Genomic DNA, 20,953 nt, shown 5'->3' on the forward strand with positions numbered 1-20,953 from the left:
TGGTTTTAGTTTTTTAAAAACAAATAATTAAGCAGTGACCAGTGGGTGATGAGTTTGCCCTGTGGATGGGCAGCAGGGCGAAATTTCAGGCAAAGAAAAGGCCTGCAATGCAGGCCTGAGTAGTTACCGCTACGGGGTTCCCCGGTGTTGGGTGTATGCGGTTTGTACAGTTCGACTACAAGCGGCCCTACGCAACAGCGTCCAATGGGTTCGGCAGATCAATAAAAGTCTATTGATCGGCAAAAACGATCGTAACGTTATTTGCTCAGCGCATTTCGGTATGGGGCAGGGGACCTGTAGTCTGCACTGTGTAAGGGTTCTTCCATGATTGGCATACCTAAACGTATACCAATAACCCGAAGGTTTGATTGGGTATTCTTGGAGAGCTACAGACACAAAAAAGCCCGCAACGTGAATTGCGGGCTTTTTCGTTATTGTCACCCGATCTATCTGGGGTCACCGGTGACCTATTTGGTGGAGCTGGGGGGATTTGAACCCCCGTCCGAAATTACTACACCGTCGGCACTACATGCTTAGTCCAATCTTTACATTCGCCGGTCAGCTGCGGATGGACACGCCACTAACAAACTAGCCTGATTGGATTTAACGCTTCAGCCCCAGGCAGGACATCTGCGCGATCTCTTTTGGGTTTGACCTCTCTTGATCCCCGTCCTAAGAGCGGAGGCTAGGGAGAGAGGGCTCTGAGCAGGGTATTAAGCTGCTAGTGCGTAGTTTTCGTCGTTTGCGACTATTTTTTTGCGGCTTTTTACGAGGCCAACCGCCCCTCGGCATGCTCCTAGGGCTTCGCAAATCCCGTCGAATCCAGAATCAGCCCCAAGTAACTTTGTGCAGTATACCAGAAGTTTAGCCCGTTAAGCCAGAGGCTTATCGGTTTGCGTGCTTCATGATACGGGCTTTCGCCGTCTGCCATTCACGATCTTTGATGTCATCGCGCTTATCGTGTTCTTTCTTGCCTTTGGCTACGCCGATTTTGACTTTGACCCAGGCATTTTTCCAATACATGGACAAGGCAACCACGGTATAACCTTCGCGGTTAACACGGCCGAATAATGAATCCAGCTCGCGTTTGTTCAACAGCAGTTTACGGGTACGCGTCGGATCGCAAACCACATGCGACGAAGCCACGCTAAGCGGCGTGATAGTGGCGCCAAACAGATAGGCTTCACCATCGCGGAATGTTACGTAGCTGTCGCTGAGGTTGGCTTTGCCGGCACGCAGCGATTTTACTTCCCACCCTTGCAGGGACAGGCCCGCTTCGATTTCTTCTTCAATGAAGTATTCGAAACGCGCTCGCTTGTTTTGCGCAATGGTGGCAGAACCGGGTTTGTGTGCTTTTTTCTTTGTCATAGTGTGTTCATTATACTGGATGCGCCAGCGAAAGAAATCCTTTACCGCTCAGCACCTGCGCAATTTTTCGCATTTTTGGCCCCTTCGTTGCATAGCAGATTTTTTGTTTGCTGATAGATAAATGATATGATTTGTATGTTTTGTGTCTCACAGGAAATGATATGCCCCAGATCAGTCGGTCTGCGTTGGTGCCGTTCAGCGCCGAGCAGATGTATCAGTTGGTAAACGATGTTCACTCTTATCCCGATTTTCTGCCTGGTTGTACCGGTAGCCGGGTGATTGACGCGTCCAACAATGAAATGACCGCCGCAGTGGATGTTGCCAAAGCCGGTATCAGCAAAACGTTTACTACGCGTAATACGCTGCTGGATAACCAGAGCATCAATATGCAACTGGTGGATGGTCCCTTCCGTAAGCTGATGGGGGGCTGGCATTTTACGCCGCTCAGCCCGGAAGCCTGCAAGGTTGAGCTGCACCTCGATTTCGAATTTACCAACAAGCTGATCGAGTTGGCATTCGGAAAGGTGTTTAAAGAGCTGGCCGGCAATATGGTGCAAGCATTCACCCAGCGGGCAAAAGAGGTTTACAGTGTCAGATATACGGGTTGAGGTGGTTTACGCCCTGCCGGAACGCCAATATCTGCGCAATGTCACGCTGGCAGAAGGCAGCAGCGTTGAACAGGCGATAATTGCCTCTGGGCTGCTTGAACTGCGTAGTGACATTGACCTGCAAAGTAACAAGGTGGGCATCTATAGCCGACCAGCCAAGTTGGGTGATGTGCTCAACGATGGCGACCGGGTGGAGATTTACCGCCCCTTGATTGCCGATCCTAAAGAACTGCGCCGCCAACGGGCAGAAAAGGCAAAAAAATAAGGCGCTGAATGCGCCTTATTTTTTATCAGAATGTTATCTTCCGAGTTGCAGCCTGTGACTGTCATGAAGAACGTGACGCATCCCTCATGGGCCGGACGATAATTCCCCGCTGATTATTTGGTCAACGCAGGTTTGTTCTGAATATCGGTCAACACGCCAGCGCTGTTGAAGGTCAACGTCAGGGTCTGCTGAGTGATATCTTCATGGCCTGGTTGCTGACGGAACACATAGAACCATGTCTGAGTACCGAACGGGTCCTGCAGCATTGGGGTACCCAATGTGTAAGCGACCTGTTGCTGGGTCATACCTTTCTGAATTTTAGCTACGTCGGTTGACGTCAGGTAGTTCCCTTGGTTGATGTCAGGCCGGTAAACCACCTTCTCAAAAGTAGAACAGCCTGCAGTCAGCATCACAAGAACTACAGCGGCGGCAGTCAGCGTTTTACAGCGCATAGTAATCACATTCCTTTAGGGCATAGGTTGCCGATGATAATAGACCTTGGTGCTGTTGGAAACCCTTATACCCTTCATCTTTCAAGTTGTCGCTGTGTTGGCTGCCCTCGTTCACCCCAGTCACTTAGTTAACTAAGCTCCCGGGGATTCCCTTGGTTGCCGCCTTGCTACAACGTGAAATCTATTGGGTATACCCGTGATCCTTCAAGTTGTCGCGGTGTTGGCTACCCTCGTTTATTCCAGCCACTGAGGTGACTAAGCTCCCGGGGGTTCCCTTGGTTGCCACCTTGCTACCCTCGTTTATCCCAGCCACTGAGGTGACTAAGCTTCCAGGGATTCCCTTGGTTGCCGCCTTGCTACAACGTGAAATCTATTGGGTATACCCGTGATCCTTCAAATTGTCGCGGTGTTGGCTACCCTCGTTGACCTCAGTCACTGAGGGTGACTAAGTTCCCCGAGGGGGCTTAATTGTGACGTTGCCACAATTTGAGGTCTGTCGGGCAAACAGCGCCAAAGTCAGACCTCAAGAAAGTAAAAAAGTTGAGCTTTTTTATGCAGCAAGCAGTTCTTTTGCATTTGCCAGCGTGTTCCGGGTGACTTCACTGCCACCAAGAAGGCGAGCCAATTCCTGTAAACGGGCTCGTTTATCCAATGGCGACATCTGTGTTTCGGTTTCTGTACCGTCGGTCTGCTTGCTGACAAATAGGTGCTGATGACCGCAGCCTGCGACTTGCGGCAGGTGAGTGACGCACATAACCTGCGTGGACTCGCCTAACTGGCGAAGCAGGCGGCCAACAATGGCGGCGGTTGGGCCACTGATGCCGACGTCCACTTCGTCGAAAATCAGTGCCGGCGTTTCCATTTTGCGCGCCGTGATAACTTGGATCGCCAATGCGATACGGGACAATTCGCCACCAGAGGCTACTTTCGCTAATGCCTGTAGCGGTTGGCCTGGGTTGGTGGATACACAAAACTCGGTGCGCGTTGCACCTTCCGCACTCAAATATTGCGGCTCAAAACGCACATCAATATTGAATTTACCGTGCGGCATAGAGAGCGCCTGCATGCTGTCAGTAATCAACGTGGTCAGTTCGGCGGCATAATGCTGGCGCTTCTGGTGCAATTGCTCTGCCAACAGCAGGGCGTGCTGATGGTGCTGCGTGACCGCTTCGTTCAGGTGCTCATGATCGTTTTCTTGCTGCGATAGCAGTTGTTGCTCATCCAGCATCTGTTGGTGCAATTGAGGCAGCTCTTCTGGTGCCACGTGATGCTTACGTGACAGATTAATTTGCCGCGACAGGCGTTGCTCCAGTTCTTGCAGGCGGTTCGGATCCAAATCCATGCGATCGGCATAATGGCGTAGTTCATCACTGGCCTCACTGATTTGGATTGAAGCCTCTTCCAGCATGTCCAGCAGACCGCTTAGCTTTTCATCCATCCCGATCAACTCAACCAGCAAATGTTTGGCGGTATAAAGCTGGCTCAGCATGTTGTTTTCTTCGTCATCGGCCAGTAATTGCAGCGTTTGCTGGCTGATCGTCAACAACTGGCCACTATTGGCCAGGCGTTTGAACTCAGAATCGATTTGTTCAAATTCGCCCGCCTGCGGTGCAAACTCGTTCAGCTCTTTTAATTGGTATTGCAGTAGCTGTTTACGTGCATCACGCTCGATGGATTGTTGCTGATGGTGAGCCAGTTCGCGGCAGCTTTGGTGCCACCGCTGGTAAGCCTGCTGCATCTGGATCAGCAGAGCAGGTTCGTCGGCATAGGCGTCGAGCAGTTGTTTTTGATGCTCGGGCTTGAGCAGTAATTGGTGAGCATGCTGGCCGTGGATTTGAATCAAACGCTGACCGAGTTCGCGCAGTTGCGAAAGGGGGACGGCAGTGCCATTGATAAAACCGCGTGAGCGGCCATCTGCATTGATCACCCGGCGCAGCAGGCACTCATTACTGTTGTCTAATTGATTTTGCTCTAGCCATTGGCGGGCGGACGGGGTGTCTGCCAGCGAAAAGCGAGCACAGATATCGGCACGGGCGGCTCCCAAGCGAACGACGTTACCGTCGGCACGGTTACCGAGGCATAGCCCCAGCGCGTCGATGGCGATCGATTTACCGGCGCCGGTTTCACCGGTAATCGCAGTCATACCCGGTTGAAAATCTATTTCCAACTCACGAACGATAGCAAAATTGCTGATGGTCAATTGCGCCAGCATGGGAACCTTCCTGTGTATAAACACATAACTGTAGTTTCATACAGTATAAACTGGTTTTATATACAGTAAAGAGGCTGGCGCAATTTTTAGAATAATTTTTTTGACCAACCGAGCTTGGTGCTTAACGTATTGAAATAGCTGTAGTCCTTCGGATGAATAAGATTCAAATGGAAATCACTACGGCGTATCAAAACCTCTTCACCTTCCTGAATAGGCAGCGCGATTTGACTGTCGCAGCTGATTTCCAGATCGCTACCAATTTGGGAAAACTTCAATCGGATCGTGCTGTTGCCGTTGATCACCAGCGGGCGGGCCGAAAGGGTGTGCGGGAACATCGGCACCAGCGCAATGGCCTCCAGCGACGGCGTCAGGATTGGCCCACCGGCGGAAAGCGAGTAGGCGGTTGAACCGGTCGGCGTAGCGATAATCAGGCCATCGGAACGTTGCGAGAAGGCAAAGCGATCGTCGATATACACTTCGAACTCAATCATGTGTGCCACTTTGCCGGGGTGCAGTACCACTTCGTTGATGGCGGTGCTGATACGGCACTGTTGGTTCTCTTTGTGCACGATGGTTTCCAGCAGGAAGCGCTGTTCATCGATGTACTCGCCTTCCAGCACGTCGGCCAGTTGCTGCAATGCGTTATCGGGATCGAGATCGGTCAGGAAACCGAGATTGCCGCGGTTAACACCGATCACTTTAATATCGTAACGGGCCAATACGCGCGCAGCGCCAAGCATATTGCCGTCGCCGCCAACGACCACGGCCAAATCGGCCTTTTGGCCAATATCGGCCAGGCTACCGGTTACGGCGTCTTTTAGCCCCAAATCCTGGGCAATCTGCCGTTCAACCATCACTGAATAGCCTCGGGCAACCAGCCAGTGAAATAACATCTCATGCGTTGCCAGCGCCGAAGGGTGACGCGGGTGGCCAACAATGCCAATACAGCCGAATTTTTTATTCATTGTTGTGATTTTCCTCACCGGGACCAGTTTATGCCCCACATTGTGACCGGTTGACTTGAAACCCCGGTTTTGATCCCCATAATAAGCCAAGTTGCGAGATTAATGCTAAAACGCGGAGATATTCATGAGTAGTAAAGAACAGAAGACGCCAAACGAGCAAGTCTCGGAAGAAATGGAACAGCAGGAAGCCCTGCCGGAAGCGGCTGAGGGCGTCGATCTGCGGGATGAGCGCATTGCTGAGCTGGAAGCTCAACTGGCCGAATCCCAGCAGCATGAACGCGACAGCCTGCTGCGTGCCAAAGCGGAGATGGAAAATGTTCGTCGCCGTACTGAACTGGATATCGAAAAAGCGCACAAATTTGCGCTGGAGAAATTCTCCGGCGATCTGTTGCCAGTGCTTGATAACCTGGAACGCGCGCTGGAAATGGCGGATAAAAACAATCCGGAACTGACAGCGATGATCGAAGGTATCGAACTGACGCTGAAGTCCCTGCAGGACGTCGTGCGTAAGTACGGGATCGAAATTGTTGGTGACATTAACGTGCCGTTCAACCCGGACGTGCACCAGGCCATGAGCCTGATGGAATCAGCCGATCACCAGCCAAACCATGTCATGATGGTGATGCAGAAAGGCTATACGCTGAATGGCCGTTTGTTGCGCCCAGCGATGGTTGCGGTTTCCAAAGCCAAGGCTTAAGCGAAATTAAGTAAAGAAAAGGCACCCTCGGGTGCCTTTTGTGCATCTGGTGTTATGCCTGTGGCAGTCGGGGCATCCAGTCGATAGGTTTTAACCCCTGCTGCTCCAACAATTGGTTGGTTTGCGAAAAGTGGTGACAGCCGAGAAAACCGCGATGGGCGGACAGCGGTGAAGGGTGTGGCGCTTTCAACACATGGTGGCGGTTACGATCGATAAAGTTGCCTTTCTTCTGGGCATGCGAGCCCCACAGCAGGAATATCACGCCTTCGCGGTTTTCGTTCAACGCCGCAATCACTCTGTCGGTAAAGGTTTCCCAACCAAGCTTGGCGTGGGAGTGCGCCTGGCCACCTTCCACGGTTAATACCGTATTCAGCAGCAGCACTCCCTGTTCCGCCCAGCTTTGCAGGCAGCCATGATTAGGGCGTTCAAAACCAGGGATATCCGTCGCCAGTTCTTTATACATGTTCACTAACGAAGGGGGGGCGGGAACGCCGGGCAGTACGGAGAAAGACAAACCGTGTGCCTGATTCGGGCCGTGGTAGGGATCCTGACCGAGAATCACCACCTTCACGTCCGCCAGTTCGGTAAAACGGAACGCGTTGAACACATCTTTTTGCGGTGGGTAAATGGTCTTACCGGCCTGGCGTTCAGCAGCAACAAAGGCAAGCGTTTCATGAAAATAGGGCTGCTCTTTCTCCTTGCCGATGACGTCATGCCAGGTGAGGGAGGTGGACATAAACGCTCTCCTTTGTTTTCGTTAACAATTCACTGGGCATAGCTTACCGTTTAGCTTCACACAGTGAAACCCGCTTTTATTTTTACGTTACTGTGGTGAATGCAAAAATTTTTGAAAATTTACAAAAATAATTGCGATGCGCTTTATGGGGAAAATTGACATAAAACATAAACTTGCCCACTTGTGCCCTGTGGGTGCCCCGTAAAAATTGACTTAAATCAAAGAATTGCCCACTCCAGGCTGGTATACAGAACAACAAGACAACAATGGTTTTACCAAATGGCCGAAACCAACATTGGGTTTTTTCGACGTAGAATTTTTCGCCCTTGTACGGAGGCAACAAAATGATTACTGGTATTCAAATTACTAAAGCAAACGACCAGGCGCTGGTGAACTCTTTCTGGCTGCTGGACGATGAAACATCAGAAGCTCGCTGTGTTTGCGCCAAAGCGAACTATGCGGAAGACCAGGTTGTACCGGTCAGCGAACTGGGCCAGATCGAGTACCGTGAAGTGCCGCTGGAAATGCAATCTACCGTGCGCGTAGAAGGCGGTCAGCACCTGAACGTAAACGTACTGCGCCGCGAAACGCTGGAAGATGCGGTGAAGCACCCAGAAAAATACCCGCAATTGACCATTCGTGTGTCTGGCTATGCGGTGCGTTTCAACTCGTTGACGCCAGAACAGCAGCGTGACGTGATTACACGTACCTTTACAGAAAGCCTGTAATTACCCGTATTGTTTACAAGGGAGCTTCGGCTCCCTTTTTTATGTGGTGGTCGAAACCGGACAGAAAGTGAATCCGGATCACATTCCTTGCAAAGATAACCGCCTGCATTACAGAACTGCTCCGACCTGCCGATAGCTACAACAGCACACATAAGGTGCGCTAATTAATAAGTCTATCGACAAGGAGTCGGCATGAGTATGTCTTTGAGCTTTACCTCTGCGGTCAGTCCCTCGGCTATTCAGCTCCCGCCAACACGCACGGCACAGGAACCGCTGAATGCTCCCCAACCTGTTGAATCCGCCCCGGTAAACGCCCCCGCGACCACAGTGTCGTCGCACACTGTAAATGCACAGAATCTACTGAATACGCTGGTGAGCGACATGTCGGTAACGGCGCCGGCTGCAGCGCATTCGGGCGTGACGCGTGGTCAGCATTCGCAACAAGGGGATTACACGCTAGCGCTGTTGGCCAAAGACGTTTACAGCACCACTAGCCAGGGTGTTGACGGGTTCAGCCGCTTGAGCGACAGCGCCTTGCTCGGCGCGGGTATTGATCCTGCCAGCCTGCATGACACAGCATCGGGTTTTCAGGCTGGGATCTACAGTGACAATCAACAGTACGTATTGGCCTTTGCGGGCACCAATGATATGCGCGACTGGCTGAGCAATGTACGCCAAGCGACGGGGTATGATGATGTGCAGTACAATCAGGCCGTCGCGGTCGCTAAGAGTGCCAAGGCGGCGTTTGGCGATGCGTTGGTCATTGCCGGCCATTCACTGGGTGGTGGCCTTGCGGCAACGGCGGCGCTGGCGACGGGCACGGTGGCGGTTACCTTTAACGCTGCGGGAGTGTCCGATTACACGTTGAACCGTATGGGGATTGATCCAGCTGCAGCAAAACAGGATGCGCAAGCCGGCGGGATCCGTCGTTATAGCGAACAATATGACATGCTGACCGGGGCACAGGAATCCACTTCGCTAATCCCTGATGCCATAGGACATAAAATCACGCTGGCCAATAACGACACCTTAAGCGGTATTGACGACTGGAGACCGAGCAAACATGTCGATCGCAGCCTGACGGCGCACGGTATCGACAAGGTCATCAGTTCGATGGCGGAGCAAAAGCCATGGGAGACCAAAGCCAATGCCTGACGGGCGGCGGGCATGGTGGCAGGCGGTGATGATTGCCATAATGGCGCTGATCGCGATTGTCGGTTTACTGATGATGGCTAAGGGACAACAGATGAATCAGGATATGACCCCGTTCAACGGGCACAGCAATGCGGCATTGGCTCTGGCCGTCGCACGTGGCGATGTAAAGGGTATTGCTGAACAGGCAACGCAGGCGCGTTTGCATGAGCAGGGCGATCATCAGGTCACCCTGTTGCAGTGGGCAATACTGTCACAACAACCGCAAAGCCTAAGCGCGTTGTTGGCGCTGGGGGCAGATGCTTCTACCCCGGGTTTGGATGGAAACAGCGCATTGCATACGGCTGCGGCAGTGCAAGACCCACAGTATCTGCGCTTGCTGTTGGCTTGTGGTGTGCCGGTTAACCTACGTCATGCGGTAACCGGGGCCACGCCATTGGCCGTTGCGGTATTGGCGGGAAGGGAGGAGCAACTGCGACTGTTGCTGGTGTCCGGTGCGGATGTCACGCTAAGCGATCGGCTAGGGGATACTCCTTTGCACGTAGCGGCAAAAATCAATGCACCGCAATTGGCGCTGATGCTGTTGCAGGCAGGGGCGGATGCCAAAGCCCGTAATCAGCAAGGGATGAGTTTCCAGTTCTATTTCTCGCAGACGCCGACGGCATTGCAGAATGAGGAAATGCGCGATCGTTATCATCAACTGAATACGTGGCTGAAAGCCCATCAGCAGGCAACGCATTACACGCAGCTATAAACGGGCATAAAAAAACCGCCTTCAGATAACTGGAGGCGGTTTTTATTTACAGCGACGGCATTACTTCGCGCCGTTGTCTTCAGGTTTGGCCTTTGGCTGGCGGCGTTTGCCGACGTTTTTCGCATCGCGATGACGCACTTTTACCTTGGCTTTTTCTTTGTTCTTCTCTTTGTCGGCGGCACGTTTGGCAATCACCTTCTTCGACGGCTTGCCGTTGCTTTTCTCGCTTGGCACTTTGGTCGACGGTCGCAGCTCTTCGATGACCCGTGCTTTCAATGGCTCGTTCAGGTAACGCCCGACTTTGCCCAGCAGCAGGTGGTCATGTGCTTCAACCAGCGAGATTGCCGTCCCCTTGCGCCCGGCACGACCGGTACGGCCAATGCGGTGCAGGTAGGTGTCTGCGGTGCGCGGCATATCGAAGTTGAACACGTGGGTGATATCCAGGATATCCAGACCACGGGCAGCAACGTCGGTCGCAACCAGCACGTTGACGCGGCCATCCATCATGCGTTTTACCGCTTCGTTACGCTTGGCCTGCACCATTTCGCCTTCGAGGTAGCAGGTATTGATACCCGCCTCGCGCAGCCAGGCCGCCAGCTCATGTACACGTTCACGTTTACGCACGAAGATAACGGATTTCTGTACGTCCGGTTGTTGCAGCAAATGCACCAACAGGGCGGTTTTATGCTGCACGTCGTCGGCACGGTAGTACCACTGCAGGATCTTTTTGCGTTCGCGGCGTGATGGATCCGCTTCGACTTCTACCGGCTCTTTCAGAATGCGCTCGGCGAATTCGCGGATAGCATCGCCTTCCAACGTTGCGGAGAACAGCAACGTCTGGTTACGCCAGCGCGTCTCGGCAGAGATCGTTTCGATGTCCTGCGCGAAGCCCATGTCGAGCATGCGGTCGGCTTCATCGAGGATCAGTGTCTCTACTGCGCGGCAGTCAAAGTTTTCTTCTTTAATGTATTGCAGCAGACGACCAGTGGTGGCGACAACCACGTCCTGGTTTTCGCTGAAGACTTCCGCGTGGTTCATGTACGCGACGCCGCCAGTAATGGTGGCGATATCCAGCGAAGTATGAGCAGCCAGTTCACGTGCCTGATCGGCTACCTGCATCGCCAGCTCGCGCGTCGGGGTGAGGATCAGTACGCGCGGTGGCCCGGACTTCTTGCGTGGGAAGTCGAGCAGATGCTGCAATACCGGCAGCAAAAATGCGGCGGTCTTGCCGGTGCCGGTTGGCGCCGAACCCAATACGTCGCGCCCATCCATCGCAGGCGGGATCGCCTCGGCTTGAATGGCGGTTGGGCGTTCGTAGCCTTTATCGCGCAGGGCGTTTATCAGGCGTTCATCGAGTTCGAGCTCGGAAAAATTGGTTACTGTCATGGTCTACCTCTACTTGGGGCGCCGATTATAGACGGGTTGGCCGCTTTCTTCACCTATTTAAGCGGAAAGCATCTCTTTTCCCAAAAATCAGATTGCCTTATGCTACGCCAGTTTTGTATCCAGGTGGTTATTGTGAGCACTCAATCGAAAGCGAATTTTACGCCACGTCGCGGTGGTTTTACCTTTAAACAATTTTTTGTTGCTCACGATCGCTGCGCAATGAAAGTGGGCACGGACGGTGTGCTGCTGGGGGCATGGGCGCCGTTGGTACAGGCACAGCGAGTGCTGGATATCGGCAGTGGCAGCGGATTAATTGCGCTGATGCTGGCGCAACGTTCAAGCGACAGCGTGCTGATCGACGCGGTCGAGCTTGATGAGGCGGCAGCGGGTCAGGCACGTGATAACGTTTTGGCGTCACCGTGGTCGCCGCGTATTGAGGTGCATGCGCAAGACATTCACGATTTCGCGCAGCATCATGCCGGTGAATACGATTTGATCGTCAGCAATCCGCCGTATTTTGAGCCGGCGGTCGCCTGCCGCGATCAGGCACGCCACAATGCACGTTATACGGAGACCCTGACCCACGATGCCTTGTTGGCCAGTGCAGAACAGTTGCTCGCGCCGAACGGGGCTTTTTGCGTGGTGTTGCCGCATGATATTGGTGAAGCTTTCGAAACCAATGCGCATGAGCGTGGTTGGTACACTGCGCAGCGGCTGAATGTCAGCGATCGCGCAGATACGCCGTTGCACCGGGTATTGTTGGCCCTGACGCGTCAGCCGACGGATGCAAATGTAGAGCAGAAGCTGGCAATTAAACTGGCTGATGGCAGTTATACGGATGATTTTCGCCGTCTGATAACTGATTTTTATCTGTTTTACTGAAATGAAAAAGGCGCCATTTCGGGCGCCCTGGTAAAACTATTAGGGTTGCAGAATGGTCGGTAGCGCTTCCGGCAACAGATCCGGGTAGTCCAGCGTATAGTGCAGCCCGCGGCTTTCTTTGCGTTCCATGGCGCTGCGGACGATCAATTCCGCCACCTGCACCAAATTCCGCAGTTCCAGCAAATTGTTGGAGATGCGGAAGTTTGCGTAGTACTCGTCAATTTCCGCCTGCAGCGTATTGATGCGGCGCAGTGCGCGCTCCAGGCGTTTGGTCGTGCGCACAATCCCCACGTAGTCCCACATAAACAGCCGCAGCTCATGCCAGTTGTGTTGGATCACGACCCGTTCATCGGCATCGTCTACGCGGCTTTCATCCCACTGGGGGAGTTGCTTCGCCAACGTGATAAACGGCAGACGCATCTTGATGTCCTCCGCCGCGGACCAACCATAGACCAGGCATTCCAGCAAGGAGTTGGACGCCATACGGTTAGCACCGTGCAGACCGGTGTAGCTGACTTCTCCAATGGCGTACAACCCGTCGAGATCGGTACGGCCGTGCTGATCAACCATAACGCCGCCACAGGTGTAGTGCGCAGCAGGGACGATGGGGATCGGTTGTGTGGTGAGATCGAAGCCCAGCGTCAGCAGTTTTTCATGGATCATTGGGAAATGCTGAGTAATGAATTCAGCCGGTTTATGGCTGATGTCCAAATACATGCAGTCGGCACCCAGACGCTTCATCTCGTGATCGATGGCGCGCGCAACGATGTCACGCGGTGCCAGTTCGCCCCGTGGATCAAAATCGGGCATGAAGCGGCTGCCGTCCGGGCGCTTGAGGTAGGCACCTTCACCGCGCAATGCTTCGGTCAGCAGGAAGTTGCGTGCCTGCGGATGGAACAGGCAGGTTGGGTGGAACTGGTTAAATTCCAGGTTGGCGACCCGGCAACCTGCGCGCCAGGCCATGGCAATGCCGTCGCCAGAAGAAATATCCGGGTTGGTGGTGTACTGGTACACCTTGGCGGCACCGCCGGTAGCCAGCACGACCGTCTTGGCGCGGTAGGTTTCTACCTGTTCCAATTCACGGTTCCAGACATAGGCACCGACAACCCGGCGCGTGCCTGGTAGGCCAATTTTGTTTGATGTGATCAGATCAACCGCATTGCGGCGTTCCATCACGCAAATATTCGGGTGGTTGCTTGCTTTCCCTACCAGGGTGGTCTCTACTTCTTTACCTGTGGCGTCGGCGGCATGCAGAATACGGCGGTGGCTATGTCCACCTTCTCGTGTCAGGTGGTAATGTTCTTCGCCCTGAGCGTTGATTTCAGTGTCGAACAAGACGCCCTGATCGATCAACCATTGCACGCAGTGGCGCGCATTGCCGGCGATAAACTCAACGGCGTCTTTGTCACACAGGCCGGCTCCGGCAATCAAAGTGTCATCAACGTGTGAGGCAATGCTGTCCGTTTCATCGAAAACCGCGGCGATCCCGCCTTGGGCATAAAATGTGGCGCCTTCGTTGAGAGGCCCCTTGCTGAGTACGGTAACCTTGCAATGCTGCGCCAGACGCAACGCCAATGACAGGCCTGCAGCGCCGCTGCCGACAATCAGTACATCGCTAACATGTTCAGATGATGGTTGCATAACGTATGATGTGTGCAGAAGAAGAGTGAAATTCATGTTAGCCTAATTGTCCGGGCAAAAGCCACGGATGGGTGACATCAACATAAAAAACAATGGCAATACGGAACTTCGTGTTCTGTATGAACTCCAAGCGAGTGCTTGCTCAGGAAAATCATGTATGGCTGGCAGTACAATTTTACGCGTGGAGACGGATTTGGGGAGAGTTTACCTCGGATGAGCGAGCAGTTAACGGATCAAGTTCTGGTTGAGCGGGTCCAAAAGGGCGATCAGAAGTCGTTTAACTTACTGGTAATTCGTTACCAGCACAAAGTTGCGAGCCTCGTTTCCCGGTATGTGCCACAAGGCGATGTGCCTGATGTGGTGCAGGAGTCGTTTATTAAAGCCTATCGCGCACTGGAATCGTTCCGTGGGGATAGCGCTTTCTATACCTGGTTGTATCGAATTGCTGTGAATACGGCAAAGAATTATTTGGTTGCTCAAGGTCGTCGTCCGCCATCGAGCGATGTGGATGCCAACGACGCCGAAAATTACGAAAGTGCGGGCGCACTAAAAGAAATTTCGAACCCTGAGAACTTAATGTTGTCAGAAGAGCTGAGACAGATAGTTTTCCGTACCATTGAGTCTCTCCCTGAGGATCTTCGCATGGCGATTACCCTGAGGGAGCTGGATGGTCTAAGCTACGAAGAGATAGCTGCCATCATGGATTGCCCGGTCGGAACCGTACGTTCGCGTATTTTCCGCGCCAGGGAGGCTATCGATAATAAAGTTCAACCGCTGATTCAACGTTAGCAATGGCGGACACAGGAAGGGTACTTAGACATGCAGAAAGAAAAGCTTTCCGCTCTGATGGATGGAGAATCGCTCGACAATGAGCTGCTGAGTTCATTGTCTAAAGACAGAGCGCTTCAACAAAGCTGGCAGAGCTATCACCTGATACGTGACACACTACGGGGTGATATCGGACAAGTGATGCATTTCGATATCGCAGATCGTGTAGCTGCTGCGTTAGAGAAAGAACCGGCACGTCTGGTTCCTTCTGCAGTTCCGGAATCTCAGCCGCAGCCACATACCTGGCAGAAAATGCCGTTCTGGGACAAAGTCCGTCCTTGGGCCAGCCAGATCACACAGATTGGCATGGCGGCCTGCGTGTCGCTGGCAGTGATTGTAGGCGTACAGCAATACAATCAACCGGCTGCACAATCTGGTGCCGCTGAATCACCGGCATTCAATACCCTGCCGATCATGGGGCAGGCGTCACCGGTTAGCCTTGGCGTACCGGCAGACAGTTTCTCAACCGGCAGCGGTCAACAGCAGCAGGTGCAGGAACAACGTAAACGCATTAACGCTATGCTGCAAGATTATGAGTTGCAACGCCGTTTGCATTCCGATCAGCTGCAGCTTGAGCAAAGCACACCACAACAGGCTGCCGTCCAGGTTCCTGGAACCCAGTCTTTAGGAATGCAACAGCAGTAATGAAGCAACTTTGGTTCTCCGTCTGTCTATTGACGGGCAGCCTGCTCTACTCAAACATCGCCCCGGCGCAGCCCACTGCGTCCGGGGCGTTGTTACAACAGATGAGCAGTGCTAGCCGTTCGCTCAATTATGAACTCGCCTATATCAGCATTAGCAAGCAGGGGATCGAGTCGCTGCGTTATCGCCATGCGGTGATCGACCAGCAGCCTCTTGGTCAATTGCTGCATATGGATGGCCCACGTCGCGAAGTGCTGCAACGTGGTGGTGGGATCAGCTATTTTGAACCCGGTCTGGAACCCTTTACGTTATCTGGCGATCATATCGTCGATGCGTTACCGGCCATTGTTTATGCTGATTTCAACCGTCTGGCGAAATACTACGACTTCATCTCCGTTGGCAGCACGCGTATTTCCGATCGTCCTTGTGAAGTCCTCCGCGTGGTTGCACGCGATGGTTCTCGCTATAGCTATATTGTCTGGATGGACGAAGATACCAAGCTGCCGCTGCGGGTGGATCTGATCGATCGCGACGGCGAAACGCTGGAGCAATATCGGGTGATTTCGTTCGTGGTTGGGCCGCAAGTGCAAAGCGCCATGCAGGGGCTGATCAAGGCTAACCTGCCGCCATTGCTGTCACTCCCGGCTGTAGAGAATATCAAGTTGGGGTGGAGTACGGGCTGGCTACCGGCCGGGGTTGATGAGGTCGCGCGCAACCGCCGTAAATTGCCTAATGTGTCGGAACCTGTTGAGTCGCGGCTATATAGCGATGGCTTGTTCAGTTTCTCGGTCAATGTCAGTCCCGCGGGCAGCGGTGCTGGCCAGCAGTATTATCGCCAGGGCCGGCGGACTATTCAGACCGAAGTGCGCAGCGGCAACGAGATCACCATCGTTGGCGAACTGCCGCCAGCGACGGCCAAACGTATTGCTGACAGTATTTCCTTCAAGGTATCACCATAATGATGAAAGAGTGGGCCACGGTGGTTTCGTGGCAGCAGGGTGTGGCGCTGCTGCGTTGTGAGCCGAAAGCAGGATGTGGCAGTTGCACCGCCCGCTCAGGTTGTGGCGCACGTGCATTGAATGAACTGGTGCCGGAAACCGAACACCAACTGCAAGTGCGTATCGAGCAACCACTCGAGCCGGGTCAGCGGGTTGAGGTGGGCATTGCCGAAGGCAGTCTGTTGCGTTCGGCAATGCTGGTTTATTTGACGCCGTTGCTGGGTATGATGCTCGGCGGCAGTGTGCTGCAATATTGGTTGGGCACCGATGCTTCAGCCGCGCTTGGCGCACTGCTTGGTGGCGGCGCGGCCTTTATGTTGGCGCGTAGCCTGGCGCATCGCCTCGGTGAGCAAGCCAATTACCAACCCATCGTTCTGCAAATTGGTTTACCGCCAGGGGCCATGCGCCTGCAAACGGACAACGAACCTCTGCGTTAAAACGGCTGCCGCGTCATCGCCGGGTTATGGTAGGCGGGGATGCGGTTGTAGATCATGTGCTCCAACAGTGCCATAAACAGATCGGCACTGATCAGCGAAAAATAACCTATTGTAAACAATGTATTGCCCTGGTTATCCAGTAGGCGAATGGTGCCGCGTTGCGGGTTATTTTCCATTTCGCGTATCTGTTCTATCGGAATAGCCCCCTGTGAGGTGATCAGCGCTGTCGCACTTAGCCGTAGCGTTTGAGCTGATTGCCCTTTCCGGTAACCAGGAAACATATGGTTCAACCAACGCGCCCCGCAGCGGAGGTAGTGAAAGGACAGCACCTCCCCTTGGTAGAGGGCATTTAACGCCTGTGGCCCGCGTTGCTGGATCTGCTGATTGATAATAGTATCCGCCAGCCGCCAGGAATGAGACAGGTTGCTGAAGACCGGGCACCAAGGCTGATCGGCTGAGGTGCGAAATGCCATCACATCGAACAATCCGCCAAACAGACGCCCCCCTCGGAAACGATAAATATCCTCAATTTTTTCAAAGGGGATAAACCGTTCTTTGTGGCTATGGTCGTTAATCACCCGAACACCTTGTTCGTACAGGCGATAGGTTAGCGCTGGCCGCAGATAGTGGCGCAGCGCCAGCAAAATACAGCCGAGTAAAACAGTGGCTGCGCCGGTTTGCAGTAAGGTCAGAACCGCATTTTCATCCATATTGCTCAGTAGAGGCAGCAATATCAGCGCCGCCCCTGTGGTTAATAGCAGCGCTGCGGCTGCCAGAATGCCCCAATTGACCTTTGAAAAATCGTGCCGGCTCAGCATTTGCCCTTTATCGATCATTGTGCACCTTCCAATCAACATGCAGAGATATGCTGGTGAACCCCGCTGGACGTGCCGATGTAGTGCCCTGAATTATGTTTTATCGCGGTGTTCACCCCCATTTCTATAGAAGCCGTTGGGAAGCGTATATGGGTTTTTTCCTAAACCCCTTGGGTCAAATTACAATTCTAAGATATTGATACGGATATTATTTTATCCATAATTAGGAGCGGGTTTATTGCGTTATTCGCGGTTATGTATTAACGCGGGATCCTGACGATAGCCCCTGAGGGAAGGGAGGCGGTATGGGCTGCTGAAACTTAGCGTTATAACGGCGTTGGGTTTTGTTAACATCCGCTTTCATAACCCGGAGCGCTCTGTAACATTAAAGTCTACATAATAGAATGCCTTCACTGCACCGATCGCTAGGTTTTCAGTGTTGTGACATGTAGAATGCAGCGATTCAGGCGCAAGACGGCCGAACCCATTCACTGTCGCTTTAGGTCCATGCGGGTTTCTATAGGCGAGTAATTCAGAAATACCAAGGCAGAAAAACTTTTATAATGAAGCATATACGAAATTTCTCCATTATTGCCCACATTGACCACGGTAAGTCGACGCTGTCCGACCGTATTATCCAAATTTGCGGTGGCTTGACTGAACGTGAAATGGCTGCGCAGGTGCTCGATTCTATGGATCTGGAGCGTGAGCGTGGCATTACCATTAAAGCCCAAAGCGTGACGCTGGACTATAAAGCGCTAGACGGCCAAACCTATCAGCTCAACTTTATCGACACGCCAGGGCACGTTGACTTCTCCTATGAAGTTTCTCGTTCACTGGCCGCTTGTGAAGGTGCACTGCTGGTGGTTGATGCCGGGCAGGGCGTAGAAGCTCAGACGTTGGCTAACTGCTACACCGCGCTGGATATGAATCTGGAAGTGGTGCCAGTCCTGAACAAGATTGACTTGCCGGCTGCCGATCCCGATCGCGCTGCGCAGGAAATTGAAGACATCGTGGGTATTGATGCGACCGACGCAGTGCGTTGCTCGGCCAAGACCGGTGTGGGTGTGCCCGACGTTCTGGAACGTCTGGTGCGCGATATCCCAGGGCCAGAAGGCGATCCAGACGCGCCATTGCAGGCACTGATCATCGACTCTTGGTTCGATAACTACCTGGGCGTTGTTTCCCTGGTGCGTGTCAAGAACGGCACCATGCGTAAGGGCGACAAGATCAAGGTCATGAGCACCGGCCAAACCTATAATGCCGATCGTCTGGGTATCTTCACGCCAAAGCGTGTCGATCGTGACGTATTGAACTGCGGCGAAGTAGGCTGGTTGGTTTGTGCTATCAAAGACATTCTTGGCGCGCCGGTAGGCGATACCCTGACGTTGGCACGTCAGCCGGCAGACAAAGCCTTGCCAGGTTTCAAAAAAGTGAAGCCACAGGTTTACGCGGGTCTGTTCCCAATCAGCTCTGACGACTATGAGTCCTTCCGCGATGCGTTGGGCAAACTGAGCCTGAACGACGCCTCCCTGTTCTATGAGCCAGAGAGCTCCACCGCGTTGGGCTTCGGTTTCCGCTGTGGCTTCCTTGGCCTGCTGCACATGGAGATCATCCAGGAACGTCTGGAACGTGAATACGATCTGGAGCTGATCACCACCGCACCGACGGTAGTGTATGAAGTGGAAACCACCAGCAAAGAGACTATCTACGTTGATAGCCCGTCCAAGCTGCCTCCGCTCAATAATATCGAAGAGTTGCGTGAACCGATCGCCGAATGTCACATGCTGATGCCGCAGGAATACCTGGGCAGTGTGATTACCCTGTGTATCGAAAAGCGTGGCGTGCAGACCAACATGGTTTATCACGGTAACCAGGTTGCGCTGACTTACGAAATCCCGATGGCGGAAGTGGTGCTCGACTTCTTCGATCGCCTGAAGTCTACCTCCCGTGGCTATGCGTCGCTGGATTATAACTTCAAGCGGTTCCAGACCTCCGACATGGTGCGCGTCGACGTGCTGATCAACAACGAGCGTGTGGATGCGTTGGCGTTGATCACTCACCGTGACAATGCGCAGTATCGCGGTCGCGAACTGGTCGAGAAGATGAAAGAGCTGATCCCACGCCAGCAGTTCGATATTGCCATCCAGGCCGCTATCGGTACGCATATCATCGCGCGTTCAACGGTGAAACAGCTGCGTAAAAACGTGTTGGCAAAATGCTACGGCGGTGACGTTAGCCGTAAGAAAAAACTGCTGCAGAAACAGAAAGACGGTAAGAAACGCATGAAGCAGGTGGGTAACGTTGAGTTGCCACAAGAAGCGTTCCTGGCCATTCTGCACGTTGGCAAAGACAGTAAGTAACAGCGACAAGTTCGCGTAACTAGGGAGTTTGCATGGCGAATATGTTTGCCCTGATCCTGGCACTGGCAACGTTAGTCACCGGGATCATTTGGGCCTTTGAGCGCTTCAGATGGGCGCCGGCTCGCCGGGCGAAAATTGCGGCGGTGAATGCACAAACTGCAGGCGCTGTAGACGATAAAACGTTGGCGAAAGTGGCGAAGCAGCCAGGCTGGGTTGAAACCGGTGCATCCGTTTTCCCGGTATTGCTGTTGGTCTTTGTGGTGCGTTCGTTTATTTACGAACCCTTCCAGATCCCGTCAGGCTCAATGATGCCGACGTTGTTAATTGGCGATTTTATTCTGGTGGAGAAATATGCTTACGGCATTAAAGATCCTATTACCCAGACGACGCTAATTGAAACCGGCCATCCGAAGCGTGGTGATATTGCGGTATTTAAATATCCATTGGATCCAAAGCTGGATTATATCAAACGCGTCATTGGCTTGCCGGGCGACCGTGTAAGTTACGATCCCGTCAATAAGCGTGTGACCGTCCAGCCTTCGTGTAATAGCGGTCAATCATGCGATACCGCATTGGCGGTGACTTACAACGATGCGCAACCGAGCGACTTTGTGCAGCTGTTTAGCCGCAGCGGCATGGGCGAGGCCAGCAACGGCTTCTACCAGATTCCGTTGAGCGACAATGTGCCGCAGGGTGGCATCCGTCTGCGTGAGCGTCAGGAAACGCTGGGGACTGTTTCTCACCATATTCTGACCGTGCCGGGCACGCAGGATCAGGTGGGGGCTTATTACCAGCAGCCAGGTAAACCGCTGGCGGAGTGGGTTGTACCTGCGGGTCATTACTTCATGATGGGTGATAACCGCGACAACAGCGCTGACAGCCGTTATTGGGGCTTCGTACCGGAGAAAAATCTGGTGGGTAAAGCCACGGCTATCTGGATGAGTTTTGAAAAGCAGGAAGGCGAATGGCCTACCGGCGTAAGATTTAGCCGCATCGGTGGAATTCATTAATCAGGCGTCTATTA

At 53.2% G+C, this 20,953-nt stretch carries 21 protein-coding genes and 1 other RNA gene; 13 read left to right on the top strand and 9 right to left on the bottom strand.

The features are described 5' to 3' along the window. Positions 1-472: 472 nt before the first annotated feature. Positions 473-836: a transfer-messenger RNA gene (gene ssrA / locus AC2FC2_RS16385) on the bottom strand. A gap of 49 nt (positions 837-885) precedes the next feature. Then, positions 886-1,368 carry an SsrA-binding protein SmpB gene (gene smpB / locus AC2FC2_RS16390; protein WP_020828274.1) on the bottom strand — a complete coding sequence of 161 codons (483 nt, stop codon included), beginning with the start codon at positions 1,366-1,368 and terminating at the stop codon, positions 886-888. 161 nt (positions 1,369-1,529) lie between these two features. Here smpB and AC2FC2_RS16395 point away from each other — a divergent pair, with 161 nt between their 5' ends. Further along, positions 1,530-1,976: a type II toxin-antitoxin system RatA family toxin gene (locus tag AC2FC2_RS16395; protein ID WP_037422140.1), complete on the top strand. Its 447-nt coding sequence runs from the start codon at positions 1,530-1,532 to the stop codon at positions 1,974-1,976. Next, a complete protein-coding gene (locus AC2FC2_RS16400; protein WP_404760697.1) occupies positions 1,957-2,241 on the top strand; it encodes an RnfH family protein in 285 nt (94 codons plus the stop codon). Before AC2FC2_RS16395 ends, AC2FC2_RS16400 begins: the two co-directional genes overlap by 20 nt. A gap of 113 nt (positions 2,242-2,354) precedes the next feature. Here the strand turns inward: AC2FC2_RS16400 and bamE are convergent, their stop codons facing one another. The 3 genes from bamE to nadK form a co-directional block, all read right to left on the bottom strand. Further along, positions 2,355-2,693: an outer membrane protein assembly factor BamE gene (bamE, locus tag AC2FC2_RS16405; protein ID WP_037422134.1), complete on the bottom strand. Its 339-nt coding sequence runs from the start codon at positions 2,691-2,693 to the stop codon at positions 2,355-2,357. Positions 2,694-3,243: 550 nt separating this feature from the next. Continuing rightward, positions 3,244-4,905, bottom strand: a complete 1,662-nt coding sequence (recN, locus tag AC2FC2_RS16410; RefSeq protein ID WP_490659551.1) for a DNA repair protein RecN — start codon at positions 4,903-4,905, stop codon at positions 3,244-3,246. A gap of 86 nt (positions 4,906-4,991) precedes the next feature. After that, complete coding sequence (gene nadK / locus AC2FC2_RS16415; protein ID WP_209638573.1) at positions 4,992-5,870, bottom strand: NAD(+) kinase; 879 nt, start codon at positions 5,868-5,870, stop codon at positions 4,992-4,994. Between the two features lie 124 nt (positions 5,871-5,994). Between nadK and grpE the strand changes: the two genes are divergently transcribed. Continuing rightward, positions 5,995-6,567, top strand: a complete 573-nt coding sequence (gene grpE, locus AC2FC2_RS16420) for a nucleotide exchange factor GrpE (RefSeq protein ID WP_037422128.1) — start codon at positions 5,995-5,997, stop codon at positions 6,565-6,567. Between the two features lie 52 nt (positions 6,568-6,619). On the opposite strand, the gene ung is transcribed toward grpE, so the two are convergent. Continuing rightward, positions 6,620-7,303, bottom strand: a complete 684-nt coding sequence (gene ung, locus AC2FC2_RS16425) for a uracil-DNA glycosylase (protein ID WP_209638570.1) — start codon at positions 7,301-7,303, stop codon at positions 6,620-6,622. A 344-nt stretch (positions 7,304-7,647) separates the two neighbouring features. On the opposite strand from ung, the gene grcA reads away from it, so the two are divergent. The 3 genes from grcA (at position 7,648) to AC2FC2_RS16440 (ending at position 9,937) form a co-directional block, all read left to right on the top strand. Then, positions 7,648-8,031, top strand: a complete 384-nt coding sequence (gene grcA / locus AC2FC2_RS16430; protein WP_020828267.1) for an autonomous glycyl radical cofactor GrcA — start codon at positions 7,648-7,650, stop codon at positions 8,029-8,031. Positions 8,032-8,223: 192 nt separating this feature from the next. Then, positions 8,224-9,186: a Tle-like phospholipase domain-containing protein gene (locus AC2FC2_RS16435; protein WP_490659552.1), complete on the top strand. Its 963-nt coding sequence runs from the start codon at positions 8,224-8,226 to the stop codon at positions 9,184-9,186. Beyond that, positions 9,179-9,937 carry an ankyrin repeat domain-containing protein gene (locus tag AC2FC2_RS16440; RefSeq protein WP_490659553.1) on the top strand — a complete coding sequence of 253 codons (759 nt, stop codon included), beginning with the start codon at positions 9,179-9,181 and terminating at the stop codon, positions 9,935-9,937. The genes AC2FC2_RS16435 and AC2FC2_RS16440 overlap by 8 nt, the downstream gene beginning before the upstream one ends. A 60-nt stretch (positions 9,938-9,997) precedes the next feature. On the opposite strand, the gene srmB is transcribed toward AC2FC2_RS16440, so the two are convergent. Continuing rightward, positions 9,998-11,323, bottom strand: coding sequence for an ATP-dependent RNA helicase SrmB (gene srmB, locus AC2FC2_RS16445; protein ID WP_037422118.1), 1,326 nt, complete (start codon positions 11,321-11,323; stop codon positions 9,998-10,000). 99 nt (positions 11,324-11,422) lie between these two features. On the opposite strand from srmB, the gene trmN reads away from it, so the two are divergent. Then, positions 11,423-12,205 (top strand): tRNA(1)(Val) (adenine(37)-N(6))-methyltransferase TrmN, encoded by a 783-nt coding sequence (gene trmN / locus AC2FC2_RS16450; RefSeq protein ID WP_490659554.1) that lies wholly within the window; start codon positions 11,423-11,425, stop codon positions 12,203-12,205. Positions 12,206-12,244: 39 nt separating this feature from the next. Here trmN and nadB read toward each other — a convergent pair whose 3' ends face one another. Beyond that, positions 12,245-13,846 (bottom strand): L-aspartate oxidase, encoded by a 1,602-nt coding sequence (gene nadB, locus AC2FC2_RS16455; protein WP_209638563.1) that lies wholly within the window; start codon positions 13,844-13,846, stop codon positions 12,245-12,247. A gap of 213 nt (positions 13,847-14,059) precedes the next feature. Between nadB and rpoE the strand changes: the two genes are divergently transcribed. From rpoE to rseC, 4 genes are read left to right on the top strand one after another with little or no spacing between them, the layout of a single operon-like run. After that, a complete protein-coding gene (gene rpoE, locus AC2FC2_RS16460) occupies positions 14,060-14,635 on the top strand; it encodes an RNA polymerase sigma factor RpoE (protein WP_012146382.1) in 576 nt (191 codons plus the stop codon). A gap of 30 nt (positions 14,636-14,665) precedes the next feature. After that, positions 14,666-15,319: an anti-sigma-E factor RseA gene (rseA, locus tag AC2FC2_RS16465; protein ID WP_037422105.1), complete on the top strand. Its 654-nt coding sequence runs from the start codon at positions 14,666-14,668 to the stop codon at positions 15,317-15,319. Then, positions 15,319-16,275 (top strand): sigma-E factor regulatory protein RseB, encoded by a 957-nt coding sequence (rseB, locus tag AC2FC2_RS16470; protein ID WP_037422102.1) that lies wholly within the window; start codon positions 15,319-15,321, stop codon positions 16,273-16,275. Before rseA ends, rseB begins: the two co-directional genes overlap by 1 nt. Further along, positions 16,275-16,751 carry a SoxR-reducing system protein RseC gene (gene rseC, locus AC2FC2_RS16475; RefSeq protein WP_209638561.1) on the top strand — a complete coding sequence of 159 codons (477 nt, stop codon included), beginning with the start codon at positions 16,275-16,277 and terminating at the stop codon, positions 16,749-16,751. Before rseB ends, rseC begins: the two co-directional genes overlap by 1 nt. Here rseC and AC2FC2_RS16480 read toward each other — a convergent pair. Then, positions 16,748-17,587 carry a hypothetical protein gene (locus AC2FC2_RS16480; RefSeq protein ID WP_265556718.1) on the bottom strand — a complete coding sequence of 280 codons (840 nt, stop codon included), beginning with the start codon at positions 17,585-17,587 and terminating at the stop codon, positions 16,748-16,750. The two genes, rseC and AC2FC2_RS16480, sit on opposite strands and share 4 nt — an antisense overlap. A gap of 542 nt (positions 17,588-18,129) precedes the next feature. On the opposite strand from AC2FC2_RS16480, the gene lepA reads away from it, so the two are divergent. After that, positions 18,130-19,929, top strand: coding sequence for a translation elongation factor 4 (gene lepA, locus AC2FC2_RS16485; RefSeq protein WP_209638458.1), 1,800 nt, complete (start codon positions 18,130-18,132; stop codon positions 19,927-19,929). A gap of 32 nt (positions 19,930-19,961) precedes the next feature. Further along, entirely contained in the window at positions 19,962-20,939 is a 978-nt protein-coding gene (gene lepB / locus AC2FC2_RS16490) for a signal peptidase I (protein WP_209638456.1), read from the top strand. Positions 20,940-20,953: the final 14 nt, after the last annotated feature.

Source organism: Serratia sp. CoH_122_TC_1 (assembly GCF_058191755.1).

Excerpts from the sequence above, each read along its gene's own strand:
- smpB (WP_020828274.1), bottom strand. The coding sequence starts at position 1,368 with ATGACAAAGAAAAAAGCACACAAACCCGGTTCTGCCACCATTGCGCAA.
- AC2FC2_RS16395 (WP_037422140.1), top strand. The coding sequence starts at position 1,530 with ATGCCCCAGATCAGTCGGTCTGCGTTGGTGCCGTTCAGCGCCGAGCAG.
- bamE (WP_037422134.1), bottom strand. The coding sequence starts at position 2,693 with ATGCGCTGTAAAACGCTGACTGCCGCCGCTGTAGTTCTTGTGATGCTG.
- recN (WP_490659551.1), bottom strand. The coding sequence starts at position 4,905 with ATGCTGGCGCAATTGACCATCAGCAATTTTGCTATCGTTCGTGAGTTG.
- nadK (WP_209638573.1), bottom strand. The coding sequence starts at position 5,870 with ATGAATAAAAAATTCGGCTGTATTGGCATTGTTGGCCACCCGCGTCAC.
- grpE (WP_037422128.1), top strand. The coding sequence starts at position 5,995 with ATGAGTAGTAAAGAACAGAAGACGCCAAACGAGCAAGTCTCGGAAGAA.
- ung (WP_209638570.1), bottom strand. The coding sequence starts at position 7,303 with ATGTCCACCTCCCTCACCTGGCATGACGTCATCGGCAAGGAGAAAGAG.
- grcA (WP_020828267.1), top strand. The coding sequence starts at position 7,648 with ATGATTACTGGTATTCAAATTACTAAAGCAAACGACCAGGCGCTGGTG.
- AC2FC2_RS16435 (WP_490659552.1), top strand. The coding sequence starts at position 8,224 with ATGAGTATGTCTTTGAGCTTTACCTCTGCGGTCAGTCCCTCGGCTATT.
- AC2FC2_RS16440 (WP_490659553.1), top strand. The coding sequence starts at position 9,179 with ATGCCTGACGGGCGGCGGGCATGGTGGCAGGCGGTGATGATTGCCATA.
- srmB (WP_037422118.1), bottom strand. The coding sequence starts at position 11,323 with ATGACAGTAACCAATTTTTCCGAGCTCGAACTCGATGAACGCCTGATA.
- trmN (WP_490659554.1), top strand. The coding sequence starts at position 11,423 with ATGCTACGCCAGTTTTGTATCCAGGTGGTTATTGTGAGCACTCAATCG.
- nadB (WP_209638563.1), bottom strand. The coding sequence starts at position 13,846 with ATGCAACCATCATCTGAACATGTTAGCGATGTACTGATTGTCGGCAGC.
- rpoE (WP_012146382.1), top strand. The coding sequence starts at position 14,060 with ATGAGCGAGCAGTTAACGGATCAAGTTCTGGTTGAGCGGGTCCAAAAG.
- rseA (WP_037422105.1), top strand. The coding sequence starts at position 14,666 with ATGCAGAAAGAAAAGCTTTCCGCTCTGATGGATGGAGAATCGCTCGAC.
- rseB (WP_037422102.1), top strand. The coding sequence starts at position 15,319 with ATGAAGCAACTTTGGTTCTCCGTCTGTCTATTGACGGGCAGCCTGCTC.
- rseC (WP_209638561.1), top strand. The coding sequence starts at position 16,275 with ATGATGAAAGAGTGGGCCACGGTGGTTTCGTGGCAGCAGGGTGTGGCG.
- AC2FC2_RS16480 (WP_265556718.1), bottom strand. The coding sequence starts at position 17,587 with ATGATCGATAAAGGGCAAATGCTGAGCCGGCACGATTTTTCAAAGGTC.
- lepA (WP_209638458.1), top strand. The coding sequence starts at position 18,130 with ATGAAGCATATACGAAATTTCTCCATTATTGCCCACATTGACCACGGT.
- lepB (WP_209638456.1), top strand. The coding sequence starts at position 19,962 with ATGGCGAATATGTTTGCCCTGATCCTGGCACTGGCAACGTTAGTCACC.